This window comes from Streptomyces sp. NPDC088116 (assembly GCF_044741745.1).
Taxonomy (GTDB): domain Bacteria; phylum Actinomycetota; class Actinomycetes; order Streptomycetales; family Streptomycetaceae; genus Streptomyces.
This window is the reverse complement of record NZ_JBIUTF010000005.1, coordinates 40192-58553: the sequence shown is the minus strand read 5'-3', so window position 1 is coordinate 58553 and position 18362 is coordinate 40192. Positions and strand designations below refer to the sequence as shown.

At 70.0% G+C, this 18362-nt stretch carries 12 protein-coding genes, 1 tRNA gene and 1 other RNA gene; 5 read left to right on the top strand and 9 right to left on the bottom strand.

What is annotated here, in order from left to right; genetic code table 11:
- Positions 1–12 precede the first annotated feature (12 nt).
- From ACIOJD_RS20805 to ACIOJD_RS20795, 3 genes are all read right to left on the bottom strand, one after another.
- Complete coding sequence (locus tag ACIOJD_RS20805) at positions 13–783, bottom strand: DUF4391 domain-containing protein (RefSeq protein ID WP_401915680.1); 771 nt, start codon at positions 781–783, stop codon at positions 13–15.
- Positions 780–3956 carry a helicase-related protein gene (locus ACIOJD_RS20800; protein WP_401915678.1) on the bottom strand — a complete coding sequence of 1059 codons (3177 nt, stop codon included), beginning with the start codon at positions 3954–3956 and terminating at the stop codon, positions 780–782. Before ACIOJD_RS20800 ends, ACIOJD_RS20805 begins: the two co-directional genes overlap by 4 nt.
- Before the next feature lie 383 nt (positions 3957–4339).
- Positions 4340–4427: transfer RNA gene (locus ACIOJD_RS20795), tRNA-Ser, on the bottom strand.
- A gap of 97 nt (positions 4428–4524) precedes the next feature.
- Here ACIOJD_RS20795 and ffs point away from each other — a divergent pair.
- The 4 genes from ffs to ACIOJD_RS20775 all read left to right on the top strand — a co-directional run bounded on the left by ffs (position 4525) and on the right by ACIOJD_RS20775 (position 10800).
- Positions 4525–4623: signal recognition particle sRNA small type (gene ffs / locus ACIOJD_RS20790), an RNA gene on the top strand.
- 52 nt (positions 4624–4675) lie between these two features.
- Entirely contained in the window at positions 4676–7108 is a 2433-nt protein-coding gene (locus ACIOJD_RS20785) for a DNA polymerase III subunit gamma and tau (protein WP_401915675.1), read from the top strand.
- A gap of 72 nt (positions 7109–7180) precedes the next feature.
- Complete coding sequence (gene purD / locus ACIOJD_RS20780; RefSeq protein ID WP_401915672.1) at positions 7181–8431, top strand: phosphoribosylamine--glycine ligase; 1251 nt, start codon at positions 7181–7183, stop codon at positions 8429–8431.
- A gap of 572 nt (positions 8432–9003) precedes the next feature.
- Positions 9004–10800 (top strand): hypothetical protein, encoded by a 1797-nt coding sequence (locus tag ACIOJD_RS20775; protein WP_401915670.1) that lies wholly within the window; start codon positions 9004–9006, stop codon positions 10798–10800.
- Between the two features lie 413 nt (positions 10801–11213).
- Here the strand turns inward: ACIOJD_RS20775 and ACIOJD_RS20770 are convergent, their stop codons facing one another.
- The 4 genes from ACIOJD_RS20770 to ACIOJD_RS20755 all read right to left on the bottom strand — a co-directional run bounded on the left by ACIOJD_RS20770 (position 11214) and on the right by ACIOJD_RS20755 (position 14776).
- Positions 11214–11588: an RNA polymerase-binding protein RbpA gene (locus tag ACIOJD_RS20770; protein WP_007262928.1), complete on the bottom strand. Its 375-nt coding sequence runs from the start codon at positions 11586–11588 to the stop codon at positions 11214–11216.
- A 254-nt stretch (positions 11589–11842) separates the two neighbouring features.
- The gene (locus tag ACIOJD_RS20765; protein WP_401915668.1) at positions 11843–13189 is read right to left on the bottom strand and encodes an MFS transporter; all 1347 of its coding nucleotides are present in this window, start codon (positions 13187–13189) and stop codon (positions 11843–11845) included.
- Between the two features lie 37 nt (positions 13190–13226).
- Positions 13227–13991: a glycerophosphodiester phosphodiesterase gene (locus ACIOJD_RS20760; RefSeq protein ID WP_401915665.1), complete on the bottom strand. Its 765-nt coding sequence runs from the start codon at positions 13989–13991 to the stop codon at positions 13227–13229.
- Positions 13988–14776, bottom strand: coding sequence for a YitT family protein (locus tag ACIOJD_RS20755; protein ID WP_401915663.1), 789 nt, complete (start codon positions 14774–14776; stop codon positions 13988–13990). Before ACIOJD_RS20755 ends, ACIOJD_RS20760 begins: the two co-directional genes overlap by 4 nt.
- Here ACIOJD_RS20755 and ACIOJD_RS20750 point away from each other — a divergent pair.
- Positions 14775–16274: a PLP-dependent aminotransferase family protein gene (locus tag ACIOJD_RS20750; protein WP_401915660.1), complete on the top strand. Its 1500-nt coding sequence runs from the start codon at positions 14775–14777 to the stop codon at positions 16272–16274. The two genes, ACIOJD_RS20755 and ACIOJD_RS20750, sit on opposite strands and share 2 nt — an antisense overlap.
- A 55-nt stretch (positions 16275–16329) precedes the next feature.
- Here the strand turns inward: ACIOJD_RS20750 and ACIOJD_RS20745 are convergent, their stop codons facing one another.
- Complete coding sequence (locus tag ACIOJD_RS20745; protein WP_401915657.1) at positions 16330–17943, bottom strand: hypothetical protein; 1614 nt, start codon at positions 17941–17943, stop codon at positions 16330–16332.
- Positions 17944–17980: 37 nt separating this feature from the next.
- Positions 17981–18175 carry a hypothetical protein gene (locus ACIOJD_RS20740; RefSeq protein WP_401882998.1) on the bottom strand — a complete coding sequence of 65 codons (195 nt, stop codon included), beginning with the start codon at positions 18173–18175 and terminating at the stop codon, positions 17981–17983.
- Between the last annotated feature and the right edge of the window lie 187 nt (positions 18176–18362).

Below are 18362 nucleotides of genomic sequence, written 5' to 3'. Positions count from 1 at the left end.
GGCGTCGTTTCGTCAGGTGGCACTGAGGTCCTGGTCGGGACGGTAGAGGGTGCCTCTGACACGTTCGACCTGTGCGCGCAGCGTCCGTGCTTGCGTGTTGAGTTCGATACGTCGTTGCTGATTCTTCGCCTGTCTAGCGTCGCGTACGACGGTGGTCAGTTCGACCTCCAGGTCGGTCAGCCGTCGGCGCAGTGCAATGGCGTCGGTTGCCTGCAGGGCCGTGCCGACGGGGCGCCCGTCGGCTGCGGCGGTGCGTACGAGGTCGCGGTACAGCGCCCACATGTCTGTGCGGTCGAGCCGGTCCAGGTGCAGGGCTCCTGGTTCGATCTGCTCGGTCGGCACCATGACGTGTGCGTCGATCACGGACGTCGACCGGGTGGGGTCCGTGCGGCTGACATGGCTGAGCGCCAAGGAGAGAGACGTGGCGCCGTCAGGCATGTATGCGAAGAGCACCACAGGCTTGGCCATGCTGCGGTGGACGAGCTCGGTCACACGGGTGCGGTCGGCCGCTGTCATCTTGTCTGCCAGGACGACTTCCAAGACTGGGATGTCGACGACGGTGCGCTCGCTGCCCTGATGTTTCGGCACCTGGATGGTCTCCGGTCGCAGAATCCCAACCAGTTGAGCCAAGGTCACGGCTTTGGTGATCAGGCGTGCGTCGGCAGGTGCCTGGTCCTCGAACTGCGCAGCGAGCATCTTCTTGGTGATGCGGTGCTGCTGGCGCGCTGCCTCGGGCAAGCCGAGCAGGCTGACGCCTTCATGTTTGTGGGGCTTGTCAGTCACGGGATGACCGCCACCCAGGCGACCACGTCCACGGCTTCCAGGCCGGGCGCGACGGTGTCCGTGCCCAGCTGGGATGGGCCTGCGGAGAACAGGGAGGCCACCATGCTCTCCTCGGCCCTGCCGGAAGCCGCGCGGACCGCTACGTCCAGTAGGCCGCGGTAGTGCGTCATGGACTTGCCCGACCTGGTTGTTCTCTCGAATTCCTTGAGGACGGCGGTGTCAGGTTCGGAATCGCCCAGGCAGTGGTGGCGCAGGACGTCGAGGGCCAGTTTGGGTTCCTCGATCGCATGGGCGAGCTTTCCGTCATCGGTCACATAGGCGAGCACGTACGGGGCCAGCGGGTATGCCTTGGAGAAGGTGAACGCGTCGTCTCGCACGCGCAGGAGGAACACCGCTCCGGAAGCGAGCCCATCCTCGGCCAGAGTCTTGTCGAAGCGGGTGACGCCGAACAGGGCCAAGGGCCATCCGGTGATTTCCTGGATCTCCTTGCGCGGGCGTGCGGCGGCGTCCATGCGGAAGTCGGAGAGGGTCAGGTCGGTGATGCTGAGGCCACCGGCGAGGTCTTCCATGGTGGGGGCGGTGTCCTGCATTTGCTGCAGCTGTCTGCGCCGGTAGTCGAGGTCGTTCATGTCACCGGACGTGAGGTCCAGGACGTTCTCCTCGCCAGTCGCGGAGACATCCAGGAGGGTCATGCGGCTGGACACGCGCTTCTCAAGATTGATGTAGGCGTCCAGATCCAAGTTGGGCCAGAAGTTGACTAGCTGGACGCTGGCGTTGGTGGTGCCCAGGCGGTCTACGCGCCCAAATCGCTGGACAATGCGCACAGGGTTCCAGTGGATGTCGTAGTTGATCACTGTGTCGCAGTCCTGAAGATTCTGGCCTTCGGAGATGGTGTCGGTGGCGATCACGATGTCGATCTGCGGCGAAGTCAGATCGCCGCCCTTGGAGCGAGGCGAGAACGCGGTGAGCACATCGATCATGTGGGTGCGCTTCATCGGGAGGGTGGTTCGGGTGGTCTGCCCGGTGATCAGGGCCACATGCACACCCAGCTCCTCGATGGCCCAGCGGCCCACATGCTCGTATAGGTAGTCGGCTGTGTCGCTAAACGCGGTGAAAACGAGGGCCTTGCGGTTGCCGGCGTTGGTGGGGTGCTCGACCTTGTCGCGCAGGAACTGCTTGAGCCGGGCTAGCTTGGCGTCGCGGGGGACGTCGACCGCCTTCACCTCGGACAGTAGAGCGGCCACGGTGTCTCGGTCCTGCTGGAGTTCCTGCCTCCACCTGACTCGGTCGATGTCGGCGAGGAACACTTTGACGCTGCCACCTACGGTGTCCTCGAACTGGGGGTCGTCCAGGTCGATGTTCTCCAGGTTGGCGAAGCCGTCGATGGAGTTCCCTTCATCCCCCGTTGCCTCGTAGGCGTTGATGCTGGCGATCGCACTGTCCATGGTGGCGAGAATCTTGCCGAGAGTCTTGCCCAGGGAGTTGACTGAAGACTCCAGGCGCTTGAGAAGCCCCACCCGCAGCAGGTGAACCACGTTGTTCTCGCGGTCGGTTTGCTTCCACACGCGCTGACCGCCAGTGCGGACCTTCTGGTCATACAAGGCGGCGTACTTGTTCTCATACTTCGCGCTGACGTAGGAGGTGGGTTTGTAGGCTGCCAGGTTCAAGCGCAGGATCGACTGGTTGATCTGCTCCAACGGGATCATGGTGTTGGCCATGTCGATGGGCGGGGTGAGGTTGATCGGGACCAGTCGGTCGGGGAACTTTCCTACGTCCTTGGTGCCGTAGTACTTCTGGATGTGCTTGCGCGAGCGAGCGATCGTGACCAGGTCCAACAGCCGGATGTAGTCCATACCAAGCGTGCTGACTAGAGACTTCGTGCTCTGGGTGGCCTTAGGCGTGTGCTGCCATTCTTTGAAGTGCTTCTGGGCCTTAGCCAGGGTCCCCGCGATGCTCTTGATCCCGTCTGCGGCCAGGGCCTGATCGTCACCCTCCGTGGCAAACAGGACCTGGTTCTTGAGGTCGGCCAGGCGGGTGTTCACGGGCGTGGCGCTGAGCATCAGGACCTTGGTCTTGACGCCGCTCCTGAAGACCTCGTTCATGAGGCGTTCGTAGCGGGTCATCCTGCCCTTGACCTGCGGGTTGTTGCGGAAGTTGTGAGACTCATCAATCACGACGAGGTCGTAGTTGCCCCAGTTAGTGTTGGCCAGATCGATGTCCCCAGACAACCCGCTGGTGCGGCTGAGGTCAGTGTGGTTGAGGACGTCGTAATGGAACCGATCCTCGGCCAGTGGGTTGCGGTTGTCATTGCCGCGGTAGATGGTCCAGTTCTCCCGCAGCCGCTTGGGTGCCAGGACAAGGACACGGTCGTTGCGCAGCTCGTAGTACTTGATCACCGCAAGGGCCTCGAATGTCTTTCCCAGGCCCACACTGTCGGCGATGATGCAGCCGTTGTGGCGCTCAAGCTTCTCGATCGCGCCGAGCACACCGTCGCGCTGGAACTTGTAGAGCTTGTTCCACACGACGGAGTCGTAGAAGCCGGTCTTGCCGCGCTCGGCAGTCTCCTCACCGGCCTCCTCGACGAAGTCCTTGAAAAGGGAGGTCAGGACGCGCAAGTAGACGGACTCAGGGGCCCTGTCCTCGAAGAGGGCCCGGGCTGCGGCGAGAAACTCTTCCTGGATGGAGCCGGTGGTCGCATCGTCGCACCACAGTCGCTCGAAGTTGACGACGGTCTGCGCCACCTTGTCTGCGTCCGTGCTCTCCAGGGGGAAGTACAGGTCTTGGGATGCCACCAGGCCAAGGCTCTCGGCCTCGAGACCTACGCCGTCGACTACGTAGGGGAACGGACCATCGATGCTCGTCCAGGTGCCCCGAGTGCGCCGCTTGAGCGTTCTTGCCCGGAGGTGTTCTTCGGCCCAGGCCACGAACGCATGGGCTATGCGGTGCTGGTCCAGCCGTGCGCGCTTGAGGTTCTCCTCCCCGAGCCCGTTGAGAGGGAACTCGTCGAGACTGTGGCCGTGCAGGAGTAGACGCAGTTCGACCTCGGCCAACTCGTCTTGGAGCGTCTCGTAGACAAAGAGGGAAAACGACTCCGACAGCGAGTCCAGGCGCGTGGCGCCGGTCAGGTGCTTACGCAACCGATCGATCGCATTGCCTGCGTCGCTGGGGATCATGAAGCTGAACCTCCGGGGTGGATGTCGACCCATCGCTGCACGGGGAGTGAGCCGTACTGATGCTATGACGCTGTTACGGCTGGATGGGGGCCCATGCGGTCATTGACTGAGGTACCCCTACGTCCTTGCGAGGTTGCGTCCAAGTCGGCCGCGGAGGCACGCAGCCTAGTCATCCGGGCTGATGCACCGAGCGGAGCAACGAGACCTGGGTTCGGCACCCCGGGGCGCAAGCTGCCCGTGCACTCGCTCCGCCGCCCCGCCGCCCCGTCGTCCGGGTTGCAGAGTGCCCTGCCAGGCACTGCAACCAAAACTGCAACCACGGAACGTCGAAGGCCCCCACCGCAAGCGGTGGGGGCCTTCGACGTATTGCCCGGTGAGAGCAATGGCGGAGGATACGAGATTCGAACTCGTGAGGGGTTGCCCCCAACACGCTTTCCAAGCGTGCGCCCTAGGCCACTAGGCGAATCCTCCGCCGCAAACAATACAAGACGTTGGGGAGTGCTCGCGAACACGTTCAGGGGGGCCGGTCACCGGCTCGATCTGGGCCGCTGGGATCGGGTACTGTGTGCGGAGCCCCTCACGTGGCGCTATCTGACTGAACTCCCCCAGGGCCGGAAGGCAGCAAGGGTAGGTTGGCTCTGGCGGGTGCGTGAGGGGCGCTTGCGTTGACGGGTGGTGGTCCGGGCGCGTTGTCGTAGGGGGCCGATATCGTCGTAGGTGTGTCGTCCCTTGCGCTGTACCGCCGTTATCGCCCCGAGTCATTCGCCGAGGTCATCGGGCAGGAGCATGTCACTGATCCGCTGCAGCAGGCGCTGCGGAACAACCGGGTCAACCATGCCTACCTGTTCAGTGGGCCGCGTGGCTGCGGGAAGACGACCAGCGCGCGCATCCTCGCGCGCTGTCTGAACTGCGAGCAGGGGCCTACGCCGACGCCGTGCGGTGAGTGCCAGTCCTGCCGGGACCTTGCCAGGAACGGGCCGGGGTCGATCGATGTCATCGAGATCGACGCCGCTTCGCACGGTGGTGTGGACGATGCCCGTGATCTTCGCGAGAAGGCGTTCTTCGGGCCCGCGGGCAGCCGCTACAAGATCTACATCATCGACGAGGCGCACATGGTCACCTCGGCGGGCTTCAACGCCCTCCTGAAGGTGGTCGAGGAGCCGCCGGAGCATCTCAAGTTCATCTTCGCGACGACCGAGCCCGAGAAGGTCATCGGGACGATCCGGTCGCGTACGCACCACTATCCGTTCCGGCTCGTGCCGCCGGGGACCCTGCGCGAATATCTCGGCGAGGTCTGCGGGAAGGAGCAGACCCCCATCGCGGACGGGGTGCTGCCGCTGGTCGTACGGGCCGGGGGCGGGTCCGTGCGTGACTCGATGTCCGTCATGGACCAGCTTCTCGCCGGCGCGGCCGACGACGGTGTGACGTATGCCATGGCCACGGCTCTGCTCGGTTATACGGACGGGTCGCTGCTGGATTCCGTCGTCGACGCCTTCGCGTCGGGTGACGGGGCCGCGGCGTTCGAGGTCGTGGACCAGGTCATCGAGGGCGGTAACGATCCGCGGCGCTTCGTCGCCGACCTGCTGGAGCGGCTGCGGGACCTGGTCATCCTGGCCGCCGTGCCGGATGCCGGGGAGAAGGGGCTGATCGACTCGCCCGCCGATGTGGTCGAGCGGATGCAGGCTCAGGCGTCGGTCTTCGGCGCTGCCGAGCTGAGCCGGGCGGCCGATCTGGTCAATACGGGACTGACGGAAATGCGTGGGGCGACCTCGCCCCGGCTCCAGTTGGAGCTGATCTGCGCGCGCGTGCTGCTGCCCGCGGCCTTTGACGACGAGCGCTCGGTGCAGGCGCGGCTCGACCGGCTGGAGCGAGGCGTGGCGGCCGCCGCGTCGACCGCGGGGGCGGCGTTCTCGGCCGGAGGTCCCGGCCCCGCGGCGGGATACGTGCCGGGCCCCCCGATGGGGTACGTCCCCGGACCCGAGGCCCACGCCCCCGTACCGCATGCGGCGGCAGCCCAGGGAGGGGCGCCACAGGCCGCCCCAGGAGCCCCTGCCGCCCCGCCGGCTCCAGCCGTACCCGAGTCGGCCGCGCCCGCCGCTCGCGAACCCGCTCCTGGCTCCGAACCCGCCGCCGAGCCGCCCCGGCCCGGGGCATGGCCGGGTGCCGCCGCGCCGGGCTCTTCCGCTCCCGAGGGCGGTCGCCGTCCCGGCGGCTGGCCCACCGCGTCGGCACCAGGACAAGGACAGGGTGCCGCGTCGAGGCCGGCCGTGCCGCCCGCTCAGGCCGCCCCCACCGGGCCGGGCCCCGCTGCCGCCGCGCCCAGCCAGGGCATGACGCAGGGCGCCGGGCAGGTACGGAACATGTGGCCGGACATCCTGGAGGCCGTGAAGAACCGCCGCCGCTTCACCTGGATCCTGCTCAGCCAGAACGCGCAGGTGGCGGGGTTCGACGGCACGACCCTCCAGGTCGGCTTCATCAACGCGGGCGCCCGTGACAACTTCACGAGCAGCGGGAGCGAGGACGTTCTCAAGCAGGCGCTCGCCGAGCAGTTCCATGTGCAGTGGAAGATCGAAGCGATCATCGACCCGTCGGGCGGGACGGCCCCGCCGTCCACGGGCGGCGGAGGCACCGGCGGTGGCTTCGGTGGCGGTGGCTTCGGCGGAGGCGGTAGCGGAGCGGTCGGCTCCGGCGGGTACGGCGGTGGCGCCCCCGGCGCGAACGGTCCAGGCGCGAACGGTCCAGGCGCGAACGGTCCAGGCACGAACGGTCCGGGCGGGAACGGTCCGGGCGGGAATGGCCCTGGCGCGAGCGCCTCAGCTGCGAGCGGTGGATACGGCTCCCTTGGCGGCTCCGCGCCTCGCCCGACGGAGCCGCGCCCGGGTCCCTCCCAGGGGCAGCGCCCCGACGGATCCGCCGCTCCTTCCTCGTCGGCGTCCGCGTCCCAGGGGTCCACGGGCTCCGGAGGCTCCGCCCCCGCGCGGTCCGAGCCGCCCAGGGACGACAACAGACCCGCCCAGCGCCCCCCGGTGTCCCTGGAGGACGACATTCCGGAGGAGGACGATCCGGACCTGGTCGACTCCGCGCTCTCCGGCCACGACCTGATCATGCGCGAACTCGGGGCGACCGTCGTAGAGGAATACACGAACGACTAGCGGGTCTGGGTTCGGTGTCCCCTCCAAGGCCCGCAGACGGAACGGCACGGTGTCCCGGTTAGGCTGCTTTCCGTGAAGGTCCTTGTCATTGGCGGCGGCGCCCGCGAACACGCCCTGTGCCGTTCTCTCTCCCTCGACCCCGACGTCAGCGCTCTGTACTGCGCCCCCGGCAATGCCGGGATCGCCGAGGTGGCCGAGCTGCACCCGGTGGACGCGATGGACGGCGCGGCCGTGGCCCGCCTCGCCACCGAGCTGGAGGCCGGGCTCGTCGTCGTCGGGCCCGAGGCGCCGCTGGTGGCGGGGGTGGCCGACGCCGTACGGGGCGCGGGCATCCCGTGCTTCGGCCCGTCCCGTGAGGCGGCGGAGCTGGAGGGCTCCAAGGCCTTCGCCAAGGACGTGATGGCCGCGGCGAACGTTCCGACGGCCCGCAGCTACGTCTGCACCACCCCGGAGCAGGTCGACGACGCCCTCGACGCGTTCGGCCCCCCGTACGTCGTCAAGGACGACGGGCTCGCCGCGGGGAAGGGTGTCGTCGTGACCGGCGACCTCGCCGCGGCCCGCGCGCACGCGCTCGCCTGCGGCCGGGTCGTCATCGAGGAGTTCCTCGACGGTCCCGAGGTCTCGCTCTTCGCCATCACCGACGGCGAGACGGTCCTCCCGCTCCAGCCCGCGCAGGACTTCAAGCGCGCCCTCGACAACGACGAAGGCCCCAACACGGGCGGCATGGGCGCGTACTCCCCGCTCCCGTGGGCCGACCCCAAGCTGGTGGACGAAGTCCTGGAGACGGTCCTCCAGCCCACGGTCGACGAACTGCGCCGCCGCGGTACGCCCTTCTCCGGGCTGCTGTACGCGGGTCTCGCGATCACGCGCCGGGGCGTACGGGTCATCGAGTTCAACGCCCGCTTCGGCGACCCGGAGACCCAGGTGGTCCTGGCCAGGCTCAAGACCCCGCTGGCCGGTGTCCTGCTCGGCGCCGCCAACGGGACGCTCGGAGATCTCCCCCCGCTGACCTGGCGCGCCGACGCCGCGGTCACGGTGGTCGTCGCCTCGCACAACTACCCGGACACGCCGCGCACCGGCGACCCGATCGAGGGCCTGGACGAGATCGCGGCACAGGATGCCCCCGACGCGTACGTTCTGCACGCCGGGACCAGGCTGGACGGCGATACGGTCGTCAGCGCCGGTGGCCGCGTGCTGTCGGTCACGGCCGCGGGCAAGGACCTGAAGCAGGCCCGCGAGCGGGCGTACACGGCGCTGAACCGGATCAGCCTGGCAGGCTCCCAGCACCGTACGGACATCGCGCGCGAGGCCGCGGAGGCCTGATCGCGCCGTACGTGACGCGCCTCACGGAAGGCGCGCTCACGGACAGGCGCACCGCGTAGACCCATTGCGGACGCGTACGTGATGGTGGACCCCGGTCGGACGGCCGGGGTTCACAACTGTCCGGGCCGGTACGGCTCGCCGCAGCCCGCAGCCCGCAGCCCGCAGCCCGCAGCCCGCAGCCCGCAGCCCGCAGCCCGCAGCCCGCTGCCCACGCCGCTCGCCACGCCCTTCGTCCCTCGTCACGCGTCCCTCACCTCCCGCGCACCGCCCCAGGGCCCGCGGCCCAGGGCCCCGCGTGAAATCTGGCCTCCGATATCCGGCCTCGCGACCCCGGCCTCCGAAGCCGCCCTCCCCCAGGACGACCTGCGAATCCCGTCGCGTCAGCAGCTTTGACCAGAGCCATTCCATCGGGTGACGAATAGGCCATCCGGATGACGGGCTCCTGGGGTCCAACTAGGGTGCGGCGCAAGCGTTCCGGCACTTGGCCCACCGGCATTGCGATGTCAGTGGCTGGTGCCACAGTGGGGGAGTGAGCACCGGCAGCGGCACGGCAGAGGGGGTGAGATCCGACGATGTCCAGTTCAGGCTCCAGTTCCAGATCCAGCAGCGGCTCCGATTCCGGTTCCGGTATTGGTGACGAGGTGGGTGCTCAGGGCGCCCGCGTCCGGGCTCTCGCCGTGCTTCGTATTCGCAGCCGGGCGCTCGCCGTCGCGCTGCTGCCCGCGGCCCTCGCCGTCGTGCTGCTCGTCGGTGGGGCCACCGGCCGTGTCCGTGGCGAGAATTGGGACACCGTCCGCTGGGCCGTGACGGGCCTCGCGGTGGTCGTGCTCCTCCTCGCCGCCGCCGTCTCCACCGTGATCGCCCGCGCCAGGCCCGCCCTCAGCCCCACCGTCGGGATCGACGAGCAGGCCGCCCCCGATCTCTACCGGCTGGTGCGCGACCTCGCCGAGCGGCTCGATGTGCCCGCGCCCTCCGCCATAGCCCTCACCCCGGACTGCGACAGCTGGCTGGAGGACCGTACGCATCCGGCGCACGCGCTCGCCGTCGGCGGCGGAAACCGCCGCCGGGTTCCCGCCGCGCCCGTCCTCGTGATCGGCTCGCCCTTCCTGTGGTGGATGCGGGTGGCCGAGCTGCGCGCTGTGCTCGCGCCGGTCGTCGCCGGTACGGGGCCCTCCGCGCACCCGGACATAGCCGCCGCCCGCCGTTTCGTCCGGGGGCTCGACGCGGCGGTGGCCGTCGCGGCGCGCCATGGCCGGGGGCCGGTGCGTGGGGTGCCGCTCGTCTTCGTCGGCGGCGTCGCCCGCCTGCTGCTGCGCGGCTGCGGCGAGCATGCCGCCCTGATGGAGCGGGGCGTCGCCGCGGCCGCGTCCGAGCGTGCACAGGCTGTGGATTACGGCCTGCGGATCGTCGCGCAGGAACAGGTGGGCCTCGCCTACGCCGGCTGGGACCGGCTGCTGACCCGGGTCGCGCTGCCCGCCTGGCGCATGGGCCGCTGGCCCTCCCGCCTGGACGCCGGGGTGGTGTCGGCGCTTACGGAGCTGTCCCGCCGCGACCGCCTCGCCGAAGGCTTCACCTCCCGGCTCGGCGAGCGCCCCGCCTGCGATCTGCTCGAAGAGCCGGGCGCGATCGACGAGGCGACCTCGCTGCTCGCCGCCCGCCTGTTCCACGGTGGCCCGGCCGACGCGGGCCCCGACTGGTCCCCGGTGGACTGGCAGCAGTATCCGGAAGAGGTCGTCGACCGTAAGTGGCGTACGGAAGCGGCCAGGCTGCACCGCGTCCTGGACGGTCTGGGGGTACGGCGTTCCGCCGACGCCGCGGGCTCCACCCTGACTCCGGGGCCCACCCTGGCCCGGGTGATGGACCACCTTTCCGTACCGGACGCCGGGAACGGGCACGGCGGCAGCGGCGGGGCGTACGGGGACGACATCGGCTGTGAGAGCGGTGCCGGCGGCGAGGACGGCATCATCGCAGGCAGCGCGGTCGGCGAGGCGCTGGCCGCCGGGATCAGCGCGGAGCTGGCCCGGGAGGAAGCCTCGGCCCCGCCCACCCCGGCCGAGGCCGCGGGCGACGCCCTCGCGCTCTGGGGCACCGACCCGCTGCCCCTCTTCCCGCTCCAGCCGCCCCGCACCGGCCGTGAGCTGCTCGCCGACCATGTCACCGCGATGGTCTGCTGCTCCGCTGTCGACACGGCGGGCGCCGCCCCCGGCCTGGACTGGCTGGACGGGCCGACCCTCCTGGTCGACGGCGAGCGCCGCGCGGACCTCGCCGGACGCGTCCTCAGCCTGGTCGAGGGCGGCGACGCGAGGCCGCTCCGTTCCTGGCTGGCGGCGCTGGGCGTGCGGCCCGAGAAGCCCGTACGGCTCGTCTGAGCGGCAGGACCCGCGTACGACTGTCAGCTCCCGCAGTGAGTCCCACTGTGGTTGCGCGTCCCCGCCAGTGAGGCCCCGCTCGTGCGCCCCGGCCCATGAGGCCCCGCCCACGACCCGCCCCGGGCCGGCAGTCCCGCCCGTGAGCCCTGCCGGGCACGCCGAGCGCCAAGCCCTGTCGAGCCGAGCCGAGCCGAGCCGAGCCGTCAAGCCTCCGACGAGCTTTCCTCGGGCCCCGTACAACCCCACCACTGCGTACGTTCGCACCACCCCCCCCCCCCCCCCCCCCCCCCCCCCCCCCCCCCCCCCCCCCCCCCCCCCCCCCCCCCCCCCCCCCCCCCCCCCCCCCCGCGGGGCCCCCCCCCCCCCACGGCTCTTTGTTCGGTTGTCGCTTGTCTTGTGCGGTGGTTACGCGGTCAGGCGGACTTCCGGCTGTCCCGCGGATGCACGGCGATGTTCATGGCGCCGGAGCGCAGGACGGCCAGCCTCTCGGCCAGCACCTCCTCCAACTCCTCGCGGGTGCGTCGCTCCATGAGCATGTCCCAGTGCGTACGCGCAGGCTTGCCCTTCTTCTCTTCGGGGCCATCCCCGTCCACCAGGAGTGCCATGGCGCCACACGCCTTGCACTCCCACTCCGGCGGAATTTCCGCCTCTACCGAGAACGGCATCTCAAATCGATGTCCGTTCTGGCATGCGTACTCCACCGCCTGGCGCGGGGCCAGATCGATGCCGCGGTCCGTCTCGTAGCTGGTAACCACGAGTCGCGTGCCGCGGAGAGCTCGCTCACTCATGAATCGTGCCTCCCGGGCTTGTCGCCCACAGGACAGGTGTCGCTGTCGTCGTCATCCGGTCAACGTCCGGTCGGCGGTAAAGATTCCCGTTCCGGGTCATGCGTCGCCCGTCGTGCCGCCCTTGTTGTACCCACCAGCGCCCGGTTTGTCACATCTAACAGGAGATGTCACCCAGTGTTTTCATTTCTGCACTTCGCAGTAACGGTCCGCCTGGCAGGCCAAACGCGTACACTACCGCCCTTTGACTTCGACGTCTAAATTCGGTCCGGTACAGGGTTTCCGGCGGCCACGATCGCCTGTCTGATCGGCACCCTTGCCAGCAGGCCGAACCCCAGGACGAAGAAGACCACCAGGGAGATGATGGCATCCCGGTAGCTTCCCGTGAGCTGATACGCGAGTCCGAACACCAGTGGCCCCAGCCAGCTCAGCCCACGGTCGCTCATCTCGTACGCGGAGAAGTACTCGGCCTCCTTGCCCTGCGGCACCAGGTGGGAGAAGAGCGAACGGGACAGTGCCTGGCTGCCGCCCAGCACCAGGCCGATCGCCGCGGCCAGGACGAAGAACGCGACCGGCGCCCCGGCGGGCAGGAAGTATCCGGCCGCGAGGATCAGCGTCCAGACGGCCAGCGAGGCCTGAATGGTGTGCTTGGCGCCGTACGTTCTGGCCATTCGGCCCATGCCCAGCGCGCCCGCCACCGCCAGTATCTGCACCAGCAGCACGGCGACGATCAGCGTCGTCTGGTCCAGTCCCAGCTCCTCGGAGCCGTAGATCGAGGCCTGTGAGATGACCGTCTGCACCCCGTCGTTGTATACGAGGTAGGCGAGCAGGAAGGACAGCGTCAGCGGATGGCGGCGCATGTCCCGCAGGGTGTTGACCAGTTGCCGCCAGCCGGTGCCCACCGACCCCTCGCCGCCCTTCGGTGTCCGGCGGTCGCGCAGCCGGCGCAGCGGGACGACCGTGAAGGCGCCCCACCAGACTCCGGCCGAGGCCAGACAGATCCGTACCGCCGTGGACTCGGAGACACCGAACGAGTCATGGCCGGTGTAGAGCACCAGATTGAGGACGAGGACCAGCGCCCCCGACGTGTAGCCGAAGGCCCAGCCGCGCGAGGAGACGTCGTCGCGCTCCTCGGGCCCGGCGATCTGCGGCAGGTACGCGTTGTAGAGCACCATCGAGACCGACACCGAGGCGTTCGCCACGATCAGCAGCAGCGCGCCCAGCAGATAGCGGTCGCCGTCCAGGAAGAACATGCAGGTCGTGGCGGTCGCCCCCAGATACGCGGCGGCGGCCAGCAGTGGCTTCTTGCGTCCCGTACGGTCCGCGACCGCGCCCACCAGCGGCATCACCAGCACCGCGATCACGACCGAGACGGAGACCGCGTACGCGAAGACCGAGCCCGCGCGTACGGGAACGCCCAGTGGATGGACGAAGCCGTCGGCGTCGGCCGCCGCCTTCGCCACCGAGGTCAGGTACGGGCCGAGGAAGACCGTGAGCACGCTCGTCGAGTAGACGGAGCACGCGAAGTCGTAGAAGTACCACCCGCGTTGTTGGCGTCTGCGGTCCGCCGCCTCGTCGGCCCGGTCCTCGGTCTCGACACTCACCCGCGTTTCCCTCTCCCCGTGTGCCTGGCCCGCCCGGTCATCGCCAGGCTCCGCGCGCGGTGAACACCGCGCGCAGCGTTTCCAGTTGATCGGTCATGATGCCATCCACTCCGAGATCCAGCAGCGCTTCCATGCGCTGTGGATCATTGACCGTCCAGACATGTACCTGAAGGCCGCGCGCGTGTGCCATTCGTACGAATCGTTCGTCCACGACCCGGATGCCGTTCTGCGTCTCGGGGACCTGCGCGCAGACGGCGCCCCGGCGGACCGGGGCGGGGATCCCGTACGAGCGAAGTCGCAGGCCCAGCACGCCGCGTACCCCGTACGAGGTGGCGAGGCGGGGGCCCGCGAGGCGTTCCGCGGCGGCCACCCGGGCCTCGGAGAAGGAGCCGACGCACACCCGGTCCCAGCTGTCGGTCCTGCGGATCAGGTCGATCAGCGGGGCGAGGGCGGGCGCGGCCTTGATGTCCACGTTCCAGCGCGCCTCGGGGAACTCTTCCAGCAGCTCCTCGAAGAGCGGCAGCGGCTCGCTCCCCGCGACCCGGGCCCGGCCCACCTCGGCCCAGGTCAGGTCCGCGATCCGGCCGCGGGTGTCGGTCACCCGGTCCAGGGTCGGGTCGTGGAAGGCGACCAGCCGGCCGTCGGCGGTGGCGTGCACGTCGGTCTCGAAGTAGCGGTACCCGAGTCCGGCCGCGCGGCGGAACGCGGCGGCGGTGTTCTCCAGGCCGTCCGCGGTGCCGCCGCGATGGGCGAACGGAATCGGGGTCGCCCGGTCCAGATAGGGGTGGGATGCGCGAGTCACCGGCGCAGTATGACCTGCTCGGATGACCCGCCGTTGACGACCGTGCTTCCGGCGTCCGCCGTGGGGATGGCGAAGACGCGCAGGAACAGCTGGGCGAGCGGCCCGATGGCGAGGGCGTAGGCCACCGTGCCGATTCCCACCGAGCCGCCGAGCGCGAAGCCGGTGGCGACGACAGCGACCTCGATCGCGGTACGGACCAGCCGGACCGAGCGGCCGGTCAGCCGGTGCAGTCCGGTCATCAGGCCGTCGCGCGGTCCCGGTCCGAAGCGGGCCGCTATGTAGAGCCCGGTGGCCGCGCCGTTGATCCCGATACCGGCGATCAGCAGCGGGACACGGGCGGCCAGGCCGTGGCCGTCGGGGACCAGGGCGAGGGTGGCGTCCATCGCGATCCCGACCACGAGGACATTGGAGACCGTGCCGAGCCCCGGGCGCTGCCGGATCGGGATCCAGAGCAGCAGCACGACCGCGCCCACGATGATCGAGACGATCCCCATGCTCAGCCCGGTGAGCTCCGCCAGCCCCTGGTGCAGGACGCCCCACGGTTCGAGGCCGAGGTCCCCGCGTACCAGCAACGCGGCGCTCGCCCCGAACAGCACGAGACCGATGTACAGCTGGAAGAGGCGGCGCGTGAGGTGCTTTCCCCGGAGGCCGGAAGCGCCCGAGGCGCCGGAGGTGGTGGACACGATGCTGCTCCCTGGTGGGATGGTGGACTGGTACACATCACTCTGTGGCTGGCAGACAGACGCCAACCATGGCCAATTCGGGGAAGGTGGACTGACTTCCATGGCTCAGTGGACCTCGGCTGTCGGTGCGGCTCAGCTGGCCCGGCAACTCCTCACGCAGCAGCCCCGGCCCGCCGGACCCGGCAGCCGCAAACCGCCCGCCTACCGTGCCCTCGCCGACGGTATCCGGCTGCTCGTACTCGAAGGCCGGGTCCCCGTCGCCGCCCGGCTCCCCGCCGAGCGCGAACTGGCCGTCGCCCTGTCCGTGAGCCGCACGACGGTGGCGGCCGCGTACGAAGCGCTGCGCGCCGAGGGGTTCCTGGAGTCCCGCAGGGGCGCGGGCAGCTGGACGGCCGTGCCGGCGGGCAATCCGCTGCCCGCGCGCGGGCTCGAACCCCTGCCGCCGGAGTCGCTCGGCTCGATGATCGATCTCGGCACCGCGGCCCTGCCCGCCCCCGAGCCCTGGCTGACCCGGGGCGTCCAGGGAGCGCTGGACGAGCTGCCGCCGTACGCGCACACCCACGGCGACTACCCGGCCGGGGTGCCCGCCCTGCGGCAGATGCTCGCCGACCGTTACACCCGGCGCGGCATCCCGACCATGCCCGAACAGATCATGGTCACCACCGGCGCGATGGGCGCGATCGACGCGATCTGCCACCTCTTCGCGGGCCGGGGCGAGCGGATCGCGGTGGAATCGCCCTCGTACGCGAACATCCTCCAGCTGATGCGGGAAGCGGGCGCCCGGCTCGTGCCGGTGGCCATGGCGGAGGGGCTGACCGGCTGGGACCCGGTGCGCTGGCGCCAGGTGCTGCGGGACGCCGCTCCCCGGCTCGCCTATGTCGTCGCCGACTTCCACAACCCGACGGGCGCGCTGGCCGACGAGGACCAGCGACGGCAGCTGGTCGACGCGGCGCGCTCGGCGGGCACGGTGCTGGTCGTCGACGAAACCATGTCCGAGCTGCATCTGGACCCGGACATCGAGATGCCGAGGCGGGTCTGCGCCTTCGACCCGGCGGGCAGCACGGTGATCACGGTCGGCTCGGCCAGCAAGGCCTTCTGGGCGGGGATGCGGATCGGCTGGGTGCGGGCGGCGCCGGACGTGATCAGGTCCCTGGTCGCGGCGCGCGCCTACGCCGATCTCGGCACCCCCGTGCTCGAACAGCTCGCCGTCAACTGGCTGATGCGCACCGGTGGTTGGGAGGAGGCGGTCGGGCTGCGGCGGGCCCAGGCGCGGGAGAACAGGGACGCGCTGGTGGCGGCGGTGCGCGAGCGGCTGCCCGGCTGGGAGTTCGAGGTGCCACGCGGCGGACTCACGCTGTGGGTGCGCACCGGCGGACTGTCCGGCTCCCGCCTGGCCGAGGTGGGCGAACGGGTCGGCGTACGGGTGCCCTCGGGGCCCCGCTTCGGGGTCGACGGGGCGTTCGAGGGGTACGTACGGCTGCCGTTCACCGTCAGCGGGCCGGTCGCCGTCGAGGCGGCGGCGCGGCTGGCGGCGGCCGCGCGTCTGGTGGAGACGGGAGCGAGCACAGGGACGGACGCGCCCCGCACGTTCGTCGCCTGAGGGGACGTTTCCGGCGCTCAGGCCCCGACTCAGGCCCCTGAGCGCCGGAAAGGCCCTAACCGACCGGCGCGGACCCGGCGGTCCGGTCCGGTTCCTGCTCCTGACCCGGGACCCGCTCCCGGGTCGTCGGGCCGGCGGGAGGCTCGGCGAAGGAGTCGAAGGAAGGGTGCCGGTCCGGCAGCAGTTCCAGGACGGCCCGGCGGTGCGCCTCGCTCGTCGCGTCGTCGTACGGGTCGGGGGTCGCCGGGACCTGGAGCCTCAGCACCGGTCCCGCGCCGAGCCGCGCGTAGCCCCTGCCGGGCGGGACGTCCGCCGTGGGCGTGGTGCGCGGCAGCGTCCCGAGTACCGCTTCCACCTGCGCGGGTGCGGCGGCCCCGAGGACGACCCGGGCGCGGGTGTACGTCAGTACGGTCTCGCTGAGCGCGTCCAGGCTGTCGAGCTGATCGGCCACCACCACCGTGACGTGCGCGGCTCTGCCGTGGCGCAGCGGCACCTGGAGCAGTTGCTGCGGGTCGAGCCGTCCGTCGGCGGCCGCCAGGTGTCCGAACGCGCTCGGCCGGTCCAGCAGGATCCACAGCGGGCGCCGGGTGTCGTCCGGCGCCGGATGACCCGACTGCCGGGCCCGGTCGGCGGCGATCAGGCGCCGTTCCGTCTCGTTCGCCGCCCATTCGAGGCCGGCCAGCGCGCCGGCGAGTCCGCACTCCACGGCGAGTACGCCGTTGCGCCCGGTCAGGCAGGTGAATTCGCCGGCTCCGCTGCCCTCCACGATCAGTACCTCGCCGTGCTGGAGGGCCTGGAGTGCGATGGACCGCAGCAGGCTGGTGGCGCCACTGCCCGGCAGCCCCGTGACCAGCAGATGCGGCTCGGTGGAGCGCGATCCGGTCCGCCAGATCACCGGCGGCGCGTCATGGCTCCCGTCGCCCGCCACCACCGGCAGCGTGCGCCGTACCGAGCCGTCGTCGGTGAAGCCCAGCACCGTCTCGCCCGGGATCGTGACGAAACGCTGGGCGGCGATGGAGGTGGACAGGGCGGGCAGCACGCTCATCAGCAGTTCGTTGGCCTCCTCGGCCCAGTCGAAGAGGTATTCACGGCCGCGCCCGGATTTGGCGTGCAGCAGCTTCTCGACCCGGTCGCGCGCCCTGGGATCGCTGTCGGCGAAGTACGGCGGGTACGTCATCCGCAGCCGGATGAGACGTCCGTCCGGGTCGAACGCGTAGGAGTCGAACGCCGTACTCCACTCGCCGCCGTGGGCGAAGAGCGGATTGGGGTCTTCCGGTACGGAGAAGTACGGCACCAGCGCCTCGTAGAGGGACTGGAGCCGCTTCGCCTCCGCCTCGTCGGGACCGGTCGGCACGGGCGTACGGTCCCGTCCCTTCCAGCCGGCGACGGCCATCACCGAGATCAGGGCCAGCAACGGCCCGTACGGCGTGAGCGCGACGATCATGCCGCAGACCGCCACCAGGAACAGCGCCGGTCCGCGCCGGTCCTTCGGGGTGGCGGCCCATTTCTGCCGACCCGTCGAGGCCAGCATCCGCAGACCACGCGTGATCGTGATCAGCGGATGGAGCACATCGGTGGCGCTGTCGGCGGCCGTACGGGCCATCTCGCGACCGCGGGCGATCCGGTCGCTGCCGCTGGTCAGAATGCGGGGGAGAGGTCGCCGGGCCACGTCTGTCTCCTGAAGGTGCGGAAGGGATGGGCGGGCGTCAGAACTTGATCCCGCCCAGGAGGCCGGCCAGGCTCGCGCCGCCTGCCGTGATGCTCGGAGCGATGGCGGTACCCGCGAGATAGAAGCCGAAGAGCGCGCACACCATCGCGTGCGACGCCTTGAGTCCGTCTTTCCGGAAGAAGAGGTAGACGATGATTCCGAGCAGAACGACGCCTGACATGGACAGAATCATGAGGAATCTCCTGGTAGAGGGGGCAGTCACCATGAGGTGTTCCAGGATCACCGAAAGTATCTATGTGACAAAAGGTGTAAATGAGTGAAAATTTAGCTATTTCACTGGCTTGGCCCATGTCGGGGCGCTGTCCGCGTTCCGGGCAGCCTGGAATTCCCGCCGCGTGCGGGGGCAGTAATGTGTCGGT